Below are 13,508 nucleotides of genomic sequence, written 5' to 3'. Positions count from 1 at the left end.
CGGGAGGCGGCATACGGCGCCTGGGCTGCTCGGGTGACACGAAGTCGACACCCGGTGCACCCAAGTGTTCATCCGGGTGACCGATGGGTGACGCCTGGCGTCCCTAGGGTCGCGGCCATGAAGCGCACCCACGTCGCCGTGGCCGTCGTCGCCGCGGCCGCCATGATCCCCGTCACCGCCCTGTCCTCCGCCGCCCGCCCGCAGACCGACGACGGTCACGGGCAGGGTCGCGGGCACGCCTACACCGACGCGAAGGGCATGCCGCAGCCGCTGGTCGTCGCCCACCGCGGGGCGTCCGGCTACCGCCCCGAGCACACCATCGCCGCCTACGAGCTCGCCGTCGCCATGGGCGCCGACTACATCGAGCCCGACCTGGTGATGACCAAGGACGGCCAGCTGGTCGACCGGCACGAGCCCGAGATCTCGGGGACCACTGACGTAGCGTCGCACCCGGAGTTCGCGTCCCGCAAGACCACCAAGAAGCTCGACGGCGTCGACGTGACCGGCTGGTTCACCGAGGACTTCACCCTCGCCGAGCTCAGGACGCTGCGCGCCAAGGAGCGCCTCGCCACCGTTCGGCAGCGCAACACGATCTACGACGGGATGTACCAGGTCCCGACCTACGAGGAGGTGCTGCAGCTGCGCGAGCGGCTGTCCCGGAAGTACCGCCGCACCATCGGCATCATCCCGGAGATCAAGCACTCCACCTACTTCCACGCCAAGGGGCTCAACCCCGAGCCGGCTGTCGTGCAGCTCACCGAGAAGTACGGCCTCAACAAGCGCAACGCGCCGATGTGGATCCAGTCCTTCGAGATCACCAACCTCAAGGACCTGCGGTTCCGCTACGGCTACAAGGCGAGCTCCACCTTCCTCGCGTGGACCGGGACCGGCCCGCTGGACGGCCCCTACGACCTGATCTCGCGCGGCGACAAGCGGCTCTACCAGGACTGGATGACGCCGAAGGGCCTGAAGGAGATCTCCCGGTTCGCCAACGGGATCGGGCCGGAGAAGTTCTTCGTGATCCCCAAGAAGGCCGACGGCACGCTGGGCCAGCCCACCTCGCTGGTCGGTGACGCGCACCGGCTCGGGCTCAAGGTGATCCCGTGGACCTTCCGCAACGAGAACCAGTTCATGGCCAAGGACCTGTGGAACGGCGCCAACCCCGCCGACTACGGCAAGGCGGTCCAGGAGCAGGTCACCTACCTCAAGACCGGTCTGGACGGGCTCTTCACCGACAACCCCGACACCGGCGTGGTGGCCCGGGACGTCTTCTGGTCCAACCGCTGACCCCCTCCCTCTCCCTCCCTCTCCTTTTCCCGACAACGTGGTCTGTTTGGGCCGTATGGCGACCAAACCCGTCCACGTCGGCGAGGGGCCGGAGGGGTTGACGCGGCCTCACGACGCTCGCCGAGCTCGTGGGGCCGCGTACTCGCAGGACGGGCACGGCGTCAGCTCGCCGTCCCACCCCCGGGAGCGCAGCATTATCGCGAACTCCCGCGCCGTCTCGCAGGCCCGGTAGGTGACGGACGCCCAGTCGGCCCGGAAGGTGGCGTAGGACAGGGCGGCGTGCTGGGCGTCAAGGCGGGTGTCGCGGAACCTCACCTCGTCGCGATGGAACGCCGCCCCGTCCAGCTCCAGCAGGGTGCCGGTGGGGCGGTGCAGACCGTCCGCCGCGTGCCCGGTCTGCGGGACGACATGCTGCCGCTCCAGGGGGGGAGACCGTGCGGGCGCTCGACGTCGTCCACCCAGCGCTTCGCGAGGTGGGAGTGCACGCCCGCGGCGACGTCGAGCAGGATCTCCTTGAGCAGGCGACGGTGGCGCACCCGCCGGCGGCCGGCCATCCGCCCCAGCAGCAGCTCGGCGGTGGTCAGACGGCGTTGGCAGGCGCGTGCGAGCCGGGTCAGCGTCTGGCGCTCACCACCCTCGCCGCACAGGTCCAGCACGGTGTCCTCCGGCTGGGTGCACGGCAGGCCACGAAACACGGCTGACGCGAGACGAACTCGAGGTCGCTCCCGGACGAAGGCGATCCTCGGGTGGCGGCCGCGGGGTCGATCGGTCCAGGGGTCGAGCACCTCGACCACGTCCGGCTCCTCGTCCACGAGACCCTGGGGGTACCCGGCGCTGCGACCCCGCAGCCGAGAGCCATCGCCGGCCGCGAGCAGACCGGCGCGAGCCCGCTGCCGGAAGGTCAGCGGTCTGCCCGCCCGGACCGCCACATAGACGCCGGCGAAGGGATGCTGCCAGTGCCGGGAGAGGCCCCTGATGCGCCCCGGGCTCAGACCGAGCTGGAGCAGCTGCTGCCGGGAGACGACCTCGTCCTGAGCGAGCAGCAGGGCGTCGACGGGGTCGGCACTCGTGTCGATGATCATGTCCGCAGGGTGGCTTCGGCGGGGGAGTCATGGCTATCGAGGGGAGCCCGCCTGTGGATGACGGCGACGCCCCATCACCCTGCCGACGTGGACGGGTTTGGTCGCCATACGGCTGTGCTGTCCGGATACATGTGAGACGTGGTGTCCGGATAGATGTGAGACAGGTTAGGCCGCGATTCGTCCTTGGTCGGTGGTGTCCCAGTCGATGGTGAGGTGCCCGATCCAAGTGCCCTCGTGATCGTGGACATTGGCGTGGTTGCCGTCGACAAGGATCGTGACGGTGCTGCCGGCTCGGGATCGTCCGACGCTGAACCGCAGCCTGCCGAAACGGACGCGGCCCTCGGTGCTGACCTTCGCTGCGCGGATGTCAGCGTCTCGTTGGGCAGGCAGGCGGGTCGGGCCGCCGAGATCGCCGCGCGCGGCGGCCTCGGCCCACGCCTGGGCGGGTGTGCTGTTCAAGGCAGAGTGCCAGCGGCGCTGGTTGTAGTACTCCTGGTACTGGTCCACGAGGGCCTGGACGTCGGCGATGCAGGTCGGTGGATGACCCGCGGCGGTGAGCTCACGCACACGGCGAGTCAGCCACTGCTTGCTGGTCTGGTGGTGCCGCTCGCACTTGCCGCAGGTCTGCGGGTGGTACGGGCTGGAGTGGATCAGTCGTGTCCCGTGCCGGTCGACCAGCTCGAAGAACTTGGTCGGCGCCGGGGTGGCCCCGGCGCGGGAGTGTCTGGCGAACGCGGCCCCGTTGTCGGACAAGACGATCCCGGGCGCGCCGAAGGCCGCGATGGCCCTGGTCAGCGCGGCCCGCGCGTCAACACTGGTCTCGGCGGCGCACACGTGCGCGGCGACCAGGGTGCGGGTGGCGTCGTCGAGGACCTCGATGATGCACACCGTGCCGGTGCCGAACCCGAGCCCGGTCAGGTTGGTGCCGTCGATCTGGTAGCAGTCCCGCGGGCGGGCGTAGGCGAACCGTCGATAGGACGACCGAGGTCGCTTCTTGGGATTGGTACGCAGCATCCCCGCCCGTTTGAGGACCTGGTTGATCGTCGAGCGGGCCGGCACGACGAGCCCCTTGCTCGCCCACTGGTCGCGCTCGGCCTCGGCGATCAGCACCGCCCGGATGAAGTCCGCGCCCTCGTCCAACTCGGCCCCGGCGCGCAGCGCCACGATCCGCCCGGCCACGAAGTCGGGCACCTGCTTGGGACTGGACCCAGGACGGCGCGACCGGGGCTGCCACGACCCTTCCCGCAGCGCCCTTTCCCGGTGCCGGTAGGCCGTAGCCTTCGGTATCCCATGGGCCCGCGCGAAGGCGGCGAACCCATCCGGGAACGCCGCCTTCGTGCCGTACTGCGCCTCGATCCTGCACGCGTTGTCCAACAGAGCCATACGCGCCGCCTGCTTCCCCGCCATGCACTACGCATAGCGATCAAGCACGCCCCACACGCCTAGAACAGCAGTCTCAGATCTCTCCGGACATCCCGGTCTCACATGTGTCCGGACTTCACAGTCGCCATACGGCACAAACGGTCCACGATCGCGGGGGGAGGGGGGTCTGTCGCTCTAACGGTGTAAGTGGCCTGATCGCCCTGGAAGGGGCAGGAGGGTCGTCATGACCGAGACACTGAAGCACGTGGACGAACTCGAACCGCAGGAGCCACTCGAGGACGCCTCGGGTGAGGCGTTCGGCGCGGCAGCGCCGGACGGGCAGCCCCCGGCTGGGCAGGATCTGTCGGCAGCGAACGCGGCCGTGATCCGGCAGATGGTGCTGGCTGCCAAGGACGCCGGGATGGACCTGACCGGCCCGGATGGGCTGCTCAAGCAGCTGACGAAGATGGTCGTCGAGACAGCTCTGGATGAAGAGATGTCCGAGCACCTGGGCTACGACAAGCACGACCCGGCAGGGCGTGGCAGCGGCAACTCCCGCAACGGGATGCGGTCCAAGACCGTGATCACCGACAACGCCGGCCCCGTCGAGATCGAGGTGCCCCGGGACCGCAACGGCTCGTTCGAGCCGCAGCTGGTCAAGAAGCGCCAACGCCGCCTGGGTGACCTGGACGCCATGGTCCTGTCCCTGTACGCCAAGGGACTGACCACCGGCGAGATCTCAGCTCATCTGGCCGAGGTGTACGGGGCATCGGTGTCGAAAGACACCGTCAGCCGCATCACCGACCGCGTCGTGGAGGAGATGACCACGTGGTGGGCGCGGCCGTTGGAGAAGGTCTACGCCGCGGTCTTCATCGACGCCATCGTGGTGAAGGTCCGTGACGGGCAGGTGCGTAACCGGCCGTTCTACGCCGCGATCGGGGTGGATCTGAACGGCTGCAAGGACGTGCTGGGGATGTGGGCCGGTGACGGGGATGGTGAGTCGGCCAAGTACTGGCTGGCCGTGCTGACCGAGCTCCGCAACCGCGGGGTCAAGGATGTCTTCTTCGTCGTGTGCGACGGCCTGAAGGGGCTACCCGACAGCGTGAACGCGGTGTTTCCGCAGGCCATCGTGCAGACGTGCATCATCCACTTGATCCGCAACACCTTCCGCTACGCCAGCAGAAAGTACTGGGACTCGATCAGCAAGGACCTCAAACCGATCTACACCGCCCCCACCGCGGCCGCGGCACGGGACCGGTACGAGGAGTTCGCCGAGAAGTGGGGCAAGGCCTACCCCGCGATCCGCACCCTGTGGGAGAACGCCTGGGGTGAGTTCATCCCGTTCCTGGACTACCACGTGGAGATCCGCAAGGTGATCTGCTCGACCAACGCGATCGAGTCGCTCAACGCCCGGTACCGACGCGCGGTCCGTGCCCGAGGGCACTTCCCCAACGAGCAGGCCGCGATGAAAGTCCTGTACCTGGTGACCAGGAGTCTGGACCCCAAGGGCACCGGCCAGACACGATGGACCATGCGTTGGAAGCCAGCGCTGAACGCCTTCGCCATCACCTTCGCCGACCGCATGCCGGCCGCCGAAGACCGCTGAGTATGAAAACGCCACTTACACCGCTAAGCGGACAGTCCCGGGGAGGGGGGGGAGAGGGGGAAGGAAACGGGCCGGCGGGTCAAAGAACGTGGACCCTTTTGGCAGCGGGGCTACCAAAAGGGTCCACGATCGCGGGTGAGGTGGGTGAGGTGGGGTCGGGCGGGGTTAGGCGTCGCCGCCCGCGTTGCCGCTGGTGCCGGCGGTCACGTCATGCAGGGAGTACTTGTCGATGGCCTGACCGACCACCGCCTTGTCCACCACGCCCTGCTTGGCGAGCGCCTCCAGGGTCCGCACCACCATCGACGGGCCGTCGATGTGGTAGTAGCGGCGGGCCGCGGCGCGGGTGTCGGAGAAGCCGAAGCCGTCCGCCCCGAGCGTGTAGTAGTCACCGGGGACCCACTCGCGGATCTGGTCCTGGACCGCCCGCATGTAGTCCGACGTGGCGACGACCGGGCCCGGCATGTCCTGCAGCCGCTGCGTGACGTAGGCGACCGGGGCCTCCTCGTCGGGGTGCAGGAAGGCGCGCTCGTCGCAGGCCAGGCCGTCGCGGCGCAGCTCGCCCCACGAGGTCACCGACCAGACGTCGGCGTCCACGCCCCAGTCCTTCTTGAGCAGCTCCTGCGCCTCGAGCGCCCACGGCACGCCGACGCCCGACGCGAGCAGCTGGGCCCGCTTGTCGTTGCCGGTGTCCTCGGCGGGCTTGAAGAGGTACATGCCCTTGACGATGCCCTCGGCGTCGACGTCCTCCGGCTCGGCCGGCATCACGATCGGCTCGTTGTAGAGCGTGAGGTAGAAGATCACGTCCTCGGCGTTCTGGCCGTACATCCGCTCGAGGCCGGACTTCATGATGTGGGCGATCTCGAAGGAGAACGCCGGGTCGTAGGCCACCAGCGCCGTGTTGGTCGAGGCCAGCAGCGGGCTGTGCCCGTCCATGTGCTGGGTGCCCTCGCCGGTGAGGGTGGTGCGCCCCGCGGTCGCGCCGAGCAGGAAGCCGCGGCTGAGCTGGTCGGCGGCGGCCCAGATGGCGTCACCGGTCCGCTGCAGGCCGAACATCGAGTAGAAGATGTACATCGGCACCATGGGCTCGTCGTGCGTGGAGTACGACGTCCCGGCGGCGGTGAAGGCCGCGACCGACCCGGCCTCGTTGATCCCGAGGTGCAGGATCTGGCCGTTCTTGGCCTCGCGGTAGGCGAGCATCAGCTCGTGGTCGACCGGCGTGTAGTTCTGCCCGTGGGGGTTGTAGATCTTGATCGTCGGGAAGAACGAGTCCATGCCGAAGGTGCGCGCCTCGTCGGGGATGATCGGGACGACCCGCGAGCCGAACTCCTTGTCGCGCATCAGGTCCTTGAGCAGCCGGACCCAGGCCATGGTCGTGGCGATCTGCTGCTTGCCGGAGCCCTTCTTGACCGTGGCGTAGGCCTTGTCCTCGGGCAGCTTGAGGGCCTTGCCGCCCCGGCGCCGCGAGGGCAGCCCGCCGCCGAGCTCCTGGCGCCGGGCCATCATGTAGCTGATGCGCTCGTCGTCCTGGCCCGGGTGGTAGTAGGGCGGCTGGTAGGGGTCGTCCTCGAGCACCTGGTCGGTGACGGGGATCTCGAGCCGGTCGCGCAGGTCCTTGAGGTCGTCGAGCGCGAACTTCTTCATCTGGTGGGTGGCGTTGCGCCCGGCGAAGTGCTGGCCGAGGAAGTAGCCCTTGATGGTGTGGGCGAGGATGACGGTCGGGACGCCGGTCGTCTCCGTCGCGGCCTTGTAGGCGGCGTAGACCTTCTGGTAGTCGTGGCCGCCGCGGGTGAGGCGCCACACCTCCTCGTCGGACCAGCCCTCGACCATCTTGGCGGTGCGCGGGTCACGGCCGAAGAAGTGCTTGCGGACGTAGGCGCCGTCGTTGGCCTTGAAGGTCTGGTAGTCGCCGTCGGAGGTGGTGTTCATCAGGTTGACGAGCGCCCCGTCGCGGTCGGCGGCGAGCAGCGGGTCCCACCCGCGGCCCCACACGACCTTGATGACGTTCCACCCCGCGCCGCGGAAGAAGCTCTCCAGCTCCTGCATGATCTTGCCGTTGCCGCGGACCGGGCCGTCGAGGCGCTGCAGGTTGCAGTTGATCACGAAGGTGAGGTTGTCGAGCTCCTCGTTGGCGGCCCACTGCAGCGCGCCGCGCGACTCGACCTCGTCCATCTCGCCGTCGCCGAGGAAGGCCCAGACGTGCTGCTGGGAGGTGTCCTTGATGCCGCGGTGGTGCAGGTAGCGGTTGAACTGCGCCTGGTAGATCGCGTTGACCGGGCCGAGCCCCATCGACACGGTCGGGAACTCCCAGAAGTCCGGCATCTGCCGGGGGTGGGGGTAGGACGGGAGGGCGCGGACCTTGCCGTCGACGACGTGGGAGTGCTCCTGGCGGAAGCCGTCGAGGTCGGTCTCGTCGAGCCGTCCCTCGAGGTAGGCGCGGGCGTACATGCCGGGGGAGGCGTGGCCCTGGAAGAAGATCTGGTCGCCGCCGCCGGCGTGGTCCTTGCCGCGCCAGAAGTGGTTCATGCCGACCTCGTAGAGCGTCGCCGCGGACGCGTAGGTCGAGATGTGGCCGCCGACGCCGATGCCGGGGCGCTGGGCGCGGTGCACCATCATCGCGGCGTTCCACCGCAGCAGGCGGCGGTAGCCGCGCTCGATCTTCTCGTCGCCGGGGTACCACGGCTCGCGCTCGGGCGGGATCGTGTTGACGTAGTCGGTGGAGGTCAGGGAGGGGACGCCGACCTGGCGCTGACGGGCCCGCTCGAGGAGCTTGAGCATGACGTAGCGCGCCCGCTGACGGCCCCCTTCGTCGATGATCCCGTCGAGGGACTCGATCCACTCCTGGGTCTCGTCCGGGTCGATGTCGGGGAGCTGGTTGGGCAGTCCGTTGATGATCGGACCGACGCCCTCGCGTGCTACCACGCCTCACGTCCTTTCGTTGATGGACCCGGTCGGCGCGCCAGGGGTCGGGCGCGGCGGCGGGACGACTGTGCCCCAGTCTCCACCCAAGGTGGGGTCCAGGTCACACCGGGGCACGGGGCGCCCACGGGTCGAGACTATTTGCTCCTTTTTATCCGGTGCAAAAGGTGACGCACCTCAGTCGGTGCTCACCCGGTCAGGCCGCGCGTATGCCGTGAGCCGGGGCTCGCGCACGAAGGCGGCCAGCGTCAGCCCGACCTCCCGCGCGAGGTCCACGGCCAGCGACGACGGCGCGGACACCGCCGACAGGACCGGCAGCCCCGCCATCGCGGCCTTCTGGGTGAGCTCGAAGCTCGCGCGGCCGCTGACCTGCAGGACATGGCCCGTGAGCGGCAGGCGTCCCTCCCGGGCGGCGGCCCCCACGACCTTGTCAACGGCGTTGTGCCGCCCGACGTCCTCGCGCAGCAGGAGCAGCTCGCCGGCCGGGGTGAACAGGCCTGCCGCGTGCACCCCGCCGGTCTTGTCGAAGGCGCCCTGGTGCTCGCGCAGCGTCTGCGGCATACGCACGAGGTCCCGGGCCCGGACCGTCACGGGGTCCTCGCCGACCGGGTAGGGGAGCCGCGTGCGGATCGCGTCGATCCCGGCCTTGCCGCAGACCCCGCACGAGCTCGTCGTGTAGGTGCTGCGGGTCGCGCTGGCCAGCGCCTCGGCGGACCCGGCACCCGGGCGCAGGGTCACGTCGACGACGTTGTAGGTGGGCGAGCCGTCCTCGCCCTCGTCCAGGCAGTGCATCATCCCGAGCACGTCGTCGGCGGACGTGATGACGCCCTCGGTGAGCAGGAAGCCGACCGCGAGGTCGAAGTCGTCGCCCGGGGTCCGCATCGTCACCGCCACGACCTCGCCGGCGACCCGCACCTCCAGGGGCTCCTCGACCGCCAGCGTGTCCGGCCGCGGCCGCTGCTCGACCGCCTCCTCCGCCACGACGAACCGTGTCGCCGGCACCCGCGTCGTCACCCTTCCCATGGCGTCAGGGTAGGTGACGCGCCGCCCCCGAGCGGGCGCACGTCCTTGCCAGATGCCTCGGGATTCGGTGGACTAGAGGGCACCACCTCGCAGGGAGGGGGCCCGCGAGGCCGGTTGTGCCGCCGCGGCGAGACGGAAGGACGACGACGACAGTGACACCGACCGCGGAAGCGGCCGCTGCGGCAGCCCACCTCACGAAGCTCGGGCTGACCGAGGGCACCGTCGTGCAGGAGCTCGGCTACGACGACGACGTCGACCTGGACCTGCGCGAGCAGCTGATGGACCACATCGGGGGCGACCTCGTCGACGGGGACCACGGGGACGTGGTGGACGCCGTCCTGCTGTGGTACCGCGACGGGGACGACGACCTGGTGGACGCGATCGTCGACGCGCTCACCGACCTGGAGGACCAGGGATTCATCCTGCTGATGAGCCCGCGGGCGGGCCGTCCGGGGGAGGTCGAGCCCTCGGACATCGCCGAGGCCGCCGGCACCGCCGGGCTGCACGTGTCGGGTGCGCTCACCGGGTCGCGGGACTGGGCCGGCGCCCGCCTCGTCCCCGCCCGCACCAAGCGGCGCTGACGGCCGCTGTGCGCGGCTGACGTCCGCCGTGCGCCGCTGAGGGGGCGGCGACCTGCGTCGTCGGGACGAGCCGCGCCCGCCGCCAGGGTTGCGGCCGCCGCGAGGGTTGACAGACTGGGGTCATGAGCGACTCCCAGACCGCACCGTCCGTGGGCTCGAAGGCCCCCGACCTCACCCTCAAGAACCAGTTCGGCGAGGACGTGACGCTGTCCTCCTTCCGGGGGACAAGAACGTCGTCCTGGTGTTCTACCCCTTCGCCTTCTCCGGCATCTGCACCGGCGAGCTGTGCGAGATCCGCGACAACATCGCCGGCTTCCAGGGCGAGGACGTCCAGGTTCTCGCGATCTCCTGCGACCCGATGTTCACGCTGCGCGCGTGGGCCGAGGACCAGGGCTACGACTTCCCGCTGCTGTCCGACTTCTGGCCGCACGGCAAGGTCGCCCAGGACTACGGCGTCTTCGTCGAGGGTGGCGGCCTGGCCAAGCGCGGCACCTTCCTCGTCGACAAGGAGGGCACCATCGCCTGGACCCTGGTCAACGAGCCCGGCCAGGGGCGGGACTTCACCGGCTACCACGAGGCGCTCGCCGCGCTGCGCGGCTGACGGACGCGCCGCGCTCGCGGGCTGGCACAATGGTCCGTCGCGGCGCCGTCCCCGGCGCCGCGACGGGGCCTGTAGCTCAGCTGGTAGAGCACTGCGTTTACACCGCAGCTGTCGTCGGTTCGATCCCGGCCGGGCCCACATGGACAGCCTGACCCTCGACGACGTGCTGGCGACGCTGCGCGGGCTCTACCCCGAGGACACCGCCCAGTCGTGGGACCGCGTCGGCCTCGTCACCGGTGACCCGGCCCAGCCCGTCCGGCGGGTGCTGCTCGCCGTGGACCCGACCCTCGACGTCGTCGAAGAGGCGGTCGCGGGCGGCTACGACCTGCTGGTCACGCACCACCCCCTGCTGCTGCGCGGCGTGCACTCCGTCGCGACCACCACCGCCAAGGGCGCCGCGGTCACCCGGCTCGTCGTCGGCGACGTGGCCCTCTACTGCGCCCACACCAACGCCGACGTCGCCGACGACGGCGTCTCCCAGGCGCTGGCCGAGGCGCTGGAGCTGCGCGACGTCCGACCCCTCGCCGTGGAGGAGGGCCAGCCGCTCGGCCGCGTCGGCGAGGTCGACCCGATGCCCTTGCGGGACCTCGCGCGGCGGCTGGCCGCCGTCCTGCCCGCCACCCCGGTCGGCCTCCGGGTCAGCGGGCCGCCGCAGGCTGAGGTGCGGACCGTCGCCGTGCTGGGCGGCGCCGGCGACAGCCTCTTCGACGCGGTGCGCTCCGCGGGTGCGGACGTCTACGTCACCAGCGACCTGCGGCACCACCCCGCCCTGGAGGCTCGGGAGGAGGGACGCGGCGGCGCGCCATACCTGGTCGATGCCGGGCACTACGCCACCGAGGCGGTCTGGCTGACGGTGCTGCGCGACCGCCTGGTCGAGCGGCTGCCCGACCTCGAGGTGACCACGAGCGCCCGGGTCACCGACCCCTGGACCTTCCTCGTGGCCACGGACGGGCCCGCGGGGCTCACCGCTGCCTCAGCCGCCACCACTGCCGACACCGACGGCACCACTGCCGATGCCAGAGCCGGCACCACCACCGTCTCCGACGGCACCACCGCCGTCCCCACCGCCGTCCCGGGCGCCCGCCCCGGACCGACCGAAGGAGTACGCCCGTGAAGGCTGACGCCTCCCGCCAGTGGCGCCTGCTCGACCTCGCCGAGCTGGACACCCGCCTGGACCAGATCACCCACCGGCTGCGCTCCTCCGACGAGCAGCGCGCGGTCGACGCCGCCACTCGGCGCCGCGCCGACATCGACACAGACCTGGTCCTGGCTCGCACCGCGGTCAGCGACGTGGACCGCGAGGTCAGGCGGGCCGAGGACGAGGTGCAGCTGGTGCGAGATCGCCTGACCCGCAACCAGTCTCGTCTGGACTCCGGACAAGGCACCGCCAAGGACCTGCAGGCCCTGCAGCACGAGATCGCCTCCCTCCAACGGCGCCAGAGCACCCTGGAGGACCAGGAGCTCGAGGTGATGGAGCGCGCCGAGGGGCACCAGGCCACGCTGGACCGGCTCGAGGCGCGTGCCGCCGAGCTGGAGGCCGAGCTCGCCGAGACGGTCTCGGCGCGGGACGCGCTGGTCCGCACGCTGGAGGCCGAGCGGGAGCAGGTCACCGGGCGCCGCGGCGACGTTGCCGGCGGTGTGGGGGAGGACCTGCTCGCGCTCTACACGACGATCCGCGAGTCGGTGGGCGGGGTCGGTGCGGCCGCGCTGCGGCAGCGCCGCTGCGAGGGCTGCCACATGGAGCTCAACCAGGTCGACCTGGGCCGGATCCGCAGCGCCGCCGACGACCAGGTGCTCCGCTGCGAGGAGTGCCGCCGCATCCTGGTGCGCACCCCCGAGTCCGGGCTGTGACGGCGCGCCGGCTCGTCGTCGAGGCCGACGGGGGCTCGCGCGGCAACCCCGGCGTCGCCGGCTACGGCGCCCTGGTCCGGGACGCCGACACCCGGGCGGTCCTGGCGGAGCGCGCCGCCCCGCTCGGCAAGGCGAGCAACAACGTCGCGGAGTACTCCGGCCTCATCGCCGGGCTCGAGGCGGCAGCCCGGATCGACCCGGCCGCCGACGTGGAGGTCCGGATGGACTCCAACCTCGTCGTCGAGCAGATGGCCGGGCGCTGGAAGATCAAGCACGAGGACATGCGTCGGCTCGCGCTGGCGGCCCGCGAGCTGTGCTCGGCGCGGTCCGCGGCGGGCGGGTCGGTGACCTTCACCTGGATCCCCCGCGCCGACAACAAGGCCGCCGACGCGCTGTCCAACGACGGCATGGACGGCCGCACCATCGACCGCTCGTATGCCGCGCCCGACGCTGCTCCCGGGGCGGCGCCGGACGCGGCCACCCCGGCCACCAGCGCCACCACCACGGTCGCCGAGGCGCCCGTCGAGCCGCGGCAGAGCGAGCCCGACCTCACCCCGCCGACCCGTGTCCTGCTGGTGCGCCACGGGGTGACCGACCACACCCTGCGCGCCCAGCTGGACGGCCGCGGCGGGGGCGACCCCGGCCTCAACACCCAGGGCCGGGAGCAGGCCTCGGACGTCGCACGCGCCGTCCGCGCCCTCGTGGGCCGCGACGTGCGGGTCGTGACCAGCGGGCTCTACCGCGCGCGCCAGACCGGCGCCGTCCTCGGCGAGCGCCTGGGGGTCACGCCGACGGCCGACGACCGCTTCGACGAGCAGGGCTTCGGCGACTGGGACGGCAAGTCCATGGGCCAGATCAGCGCGCGGTGGCCGGACGAGCTGGTGCGGCTGCGCACCGACCAGACCTACGCCCGCCCGGGCGGGGAGAGCCACGAGCAGCTGCGCGAGCGGGTCCTCGCCGGGTGGCACGACCTGGTCGCGGCGGGCGGCACGACCGTGCTGGTCGGGCACCGCAAACCCTTCCTGGTGATCCTGACGGACCTGCTCGGCATCGCGCCCGAGGGCTTCTGGAGGCTCGCCCTCGCCCCGGGCTCGCTGACCGGGGTCGAGGTGTGGCGCGATGGCAACGCCGTGGTCTCCTTCGTCAACCGCACCGACCACCTCGGCGACTGAGCGCCCGGGCCGCGAGGCCGAGCCCTC

The 13,508-nt window shown here is 71.0% G+C and carries 10 protein-coding genes, 1 tRNA gene and 1 pseudogene; 8 read left to right on the top strand and 4 right to left on the bottom strand.

Translation table 11 applies throughout. From position 1 onward, the window contains the following. The first annotated feature begins 117 nt into the window (after positions 1–117). The gene (locus ADJ73_RS14055) at positions 118–1,287 is read left to right on the top strand and encodes a glycerophosphodiester phosphodiesterase (RefSeq protein WP_050348786.1); all 1,170 of its coding nucleotides are present in this window, start codon (positions 118–120) and stop codon (positions 1,285–1,287) included. A gap of 311 nt (positions 1,288–1,598) precedes the next feature. Here the strand turns inward: ADJ73_RS14055 and ADJ73_RS14045 are convergent, their stop codons facing one another. Together ADJ73_RS14045 and ADJ73_RS14040 are read right to left on the bottom strand one after the other, a co-directional pair. Further along, entirely contained in the window at positions 1,599–2,369 is a 771-nt protein-coding gene (locus ADJ73_RS14045) for a hypothetical protein (RefSeq protein ID WP_050348784.1), read from the bottom strand. A 165-nt stretch (positions 2,370–2,534) separates the two neighbouring features. Beyond that, positions 2,535–3,560 carry a DDE-type integrase/transposase/recombinase gene (locus tag ADJ73_RS14040; RefSeq protein WP_050346700.1) on the bottom strand — a complete coding sequence of 342 codons (1,026 nt, stop codon included), beginning with the start codon at positions 3,558–3,560 and terminating at the stop codon, positions 2,535–2,537. Between the two features lie 565 nt (positions 3,561–4,125). Between ADJ73_RS14040 and ADJ73_RS14035 the strand changes: the two genes are divergently transcribed. After that, a complete protein-coding gene (locus ADJ73_RS14035; protein WP_156188332.1) occupies positions 4,126–5,337 on the top strand; it encodes an IS256 family transposase in 1,212 nt (403 codons plus the stop codon). Positions 5,338–5,502: 165 nt separating this feature from the next. Here ADJ73_RS14035 and aceE read toward each other — a convergent pair whose 3' ends face one another. Together aceE and fdhD are read right to left on the bottom strand one after the other, a co-directional pair. Further along, a complete protein-coding gene (aceE, locus tag ADJ73_RS14030; RefSeq protein ID WP_050348782.1) occupies positions 5,503–8,256 on the bottom strand; it encodes a pyruvate dehydrogenase (acetyl-transferring), homodimeric type in 2,754 nt (917 codons plus the stop codon). 174 nt (positions 8,257–8,430) lie between these two features. After that, the gene (fdhD, locus tag ADJ73_RS14025; protein WP_050348781.1) at positions 8,431–9,276 is read right to left on the bottom strand and encodes a formate dehydrogenase accessory sulfurtransferase FdhD; all 846 of its coding nucleotides are present in this window, start codon (positions 9,274–9,276) and stop codon (positions 8,431–8,433) included. A 152-nt stretch (positions 9,277–9,428) separates the two neighbouring features. Here fdhD and ADJ73_RS14020 point away from each other — a divergent pair, with 152 nt between their 5' ends. From ADJ73_RS14020 to ADJ73_RS13995, 6 genes and pseudogenes are all read left to right on the top strand, one after another. Further along, a complete protein-coding gene (locus ADJ73_RS14020; RefSeq protein WP_050348780.1) occupies positions 9,429–9,857 on the top strand; it encodes a DUF3052 domain-containing protein in 429 nt (142 codons plus the stop codon). A 122-nt stretch (positions 9,858–9,979) separates the two neighbouring features. Continuing rightward, positions 9,980–10,458, top strand: a pseudogene (locus ADJ73_RS14015) (peroxiredoxin). Between the two features lie 65 nt (positions 10,459–10,523). Continuing rightward, a tRNA-Val gene (locus ADJ73_RS14010) sits at positions 10,524–10,596 on the top strand. A gap of 1 nt (position 10,597) precedes the next feature. Then, positions 10,598–11,572, top strand: coding sequence for a Nif3-like dinuclear metal center hexameric protein (locus ADJ73_RS14005; protein WP_082177014.1), 975 nt, complete (start codon positions 10,598–10,600; stop codon positions 11,570–11,572). Then, complete coding sequence (locus ADJ73_RS14000; RefSeq protein WP_050348779.1) at positions 11,569–12,309, top strand: zinc ribbon domain-containing protein; 741 nt, start codon at positions 11,569–11,571, stop codon at positions 12,307–12,309. Before ADJ73_RS14005 ends, ADJ73_RS14000 begins: the two co-directional genes overlap by 4 nt. Continuing rightward, on the top strand, positions 12,306–13,481 hold the full coding sequence (locus ADJ73_RS13995) for a bifunctional RNase H/acid phosphatase (RefSeq protein ID WP_050348778.1): 1,176 nt from the start codon (positions 12,306–12,308) through the stop codon (positions 13,479–13,481). The genes ADJ73_RS14000 and ADJ73_RS13995 overlap by 4 nt, the downstream gene beginning before the upstream one ends. Positions 13,482–13,508 lie beyond the last annotated feature (27 nt).

It is taken from the genome of Arsenicicoccus sp. oral taxon 190, assembly GCF_001189535.1.
Lineage (GTDB): Bacteria > Actinomycetota > Actinomycetes > Actinomycetales > Dermatophilaceae > Arsenicicoccus.
Note: the sequence above shows the minus strand (reverse complement) of the source record. Positions and strands in the feature narration are given on the sequence as shown.

Bases quoted from the DNA above. Each gene is read 5' to 3' on its own strand.
- ADJ73_RS14045 (WP_050348784.1), bottom strand. From the start codon at position 2,369: ATGATCATCGACACGAGTGCCGACCCCGTCGACGCCCTGCTGCTCGCT.
- fdhD (WP_050348781.1), bottom strand. From the start codon at position 9,276: ATGGGAAGGGTGACGACGCGGGTGCCGGCGACACGGTTCGTCGTGGCG.
- ADJ73_RS14055 (WP_050348786.1), top strand. From the start codon at position 118: ATGAAGCGCACCCACGTCGCCGTGGCCGTCGTCGCCGCGGCCGCCATG.
- ADJ73_RS14005 (WP_082177014.1), top strand. From the start codon at position 10,598: ATGGACAGCCTGACCCTCGACGACGTGCTGGCGACGCTGCGCGGGCTC.
- ADJ73_RS14035 (WP_156188332.1), top strand. From the start codon at position 4,126: ATGGTGCTGGCTGCCAAGGACGCCGGGATGGACCTGACCGGCCCGGAT.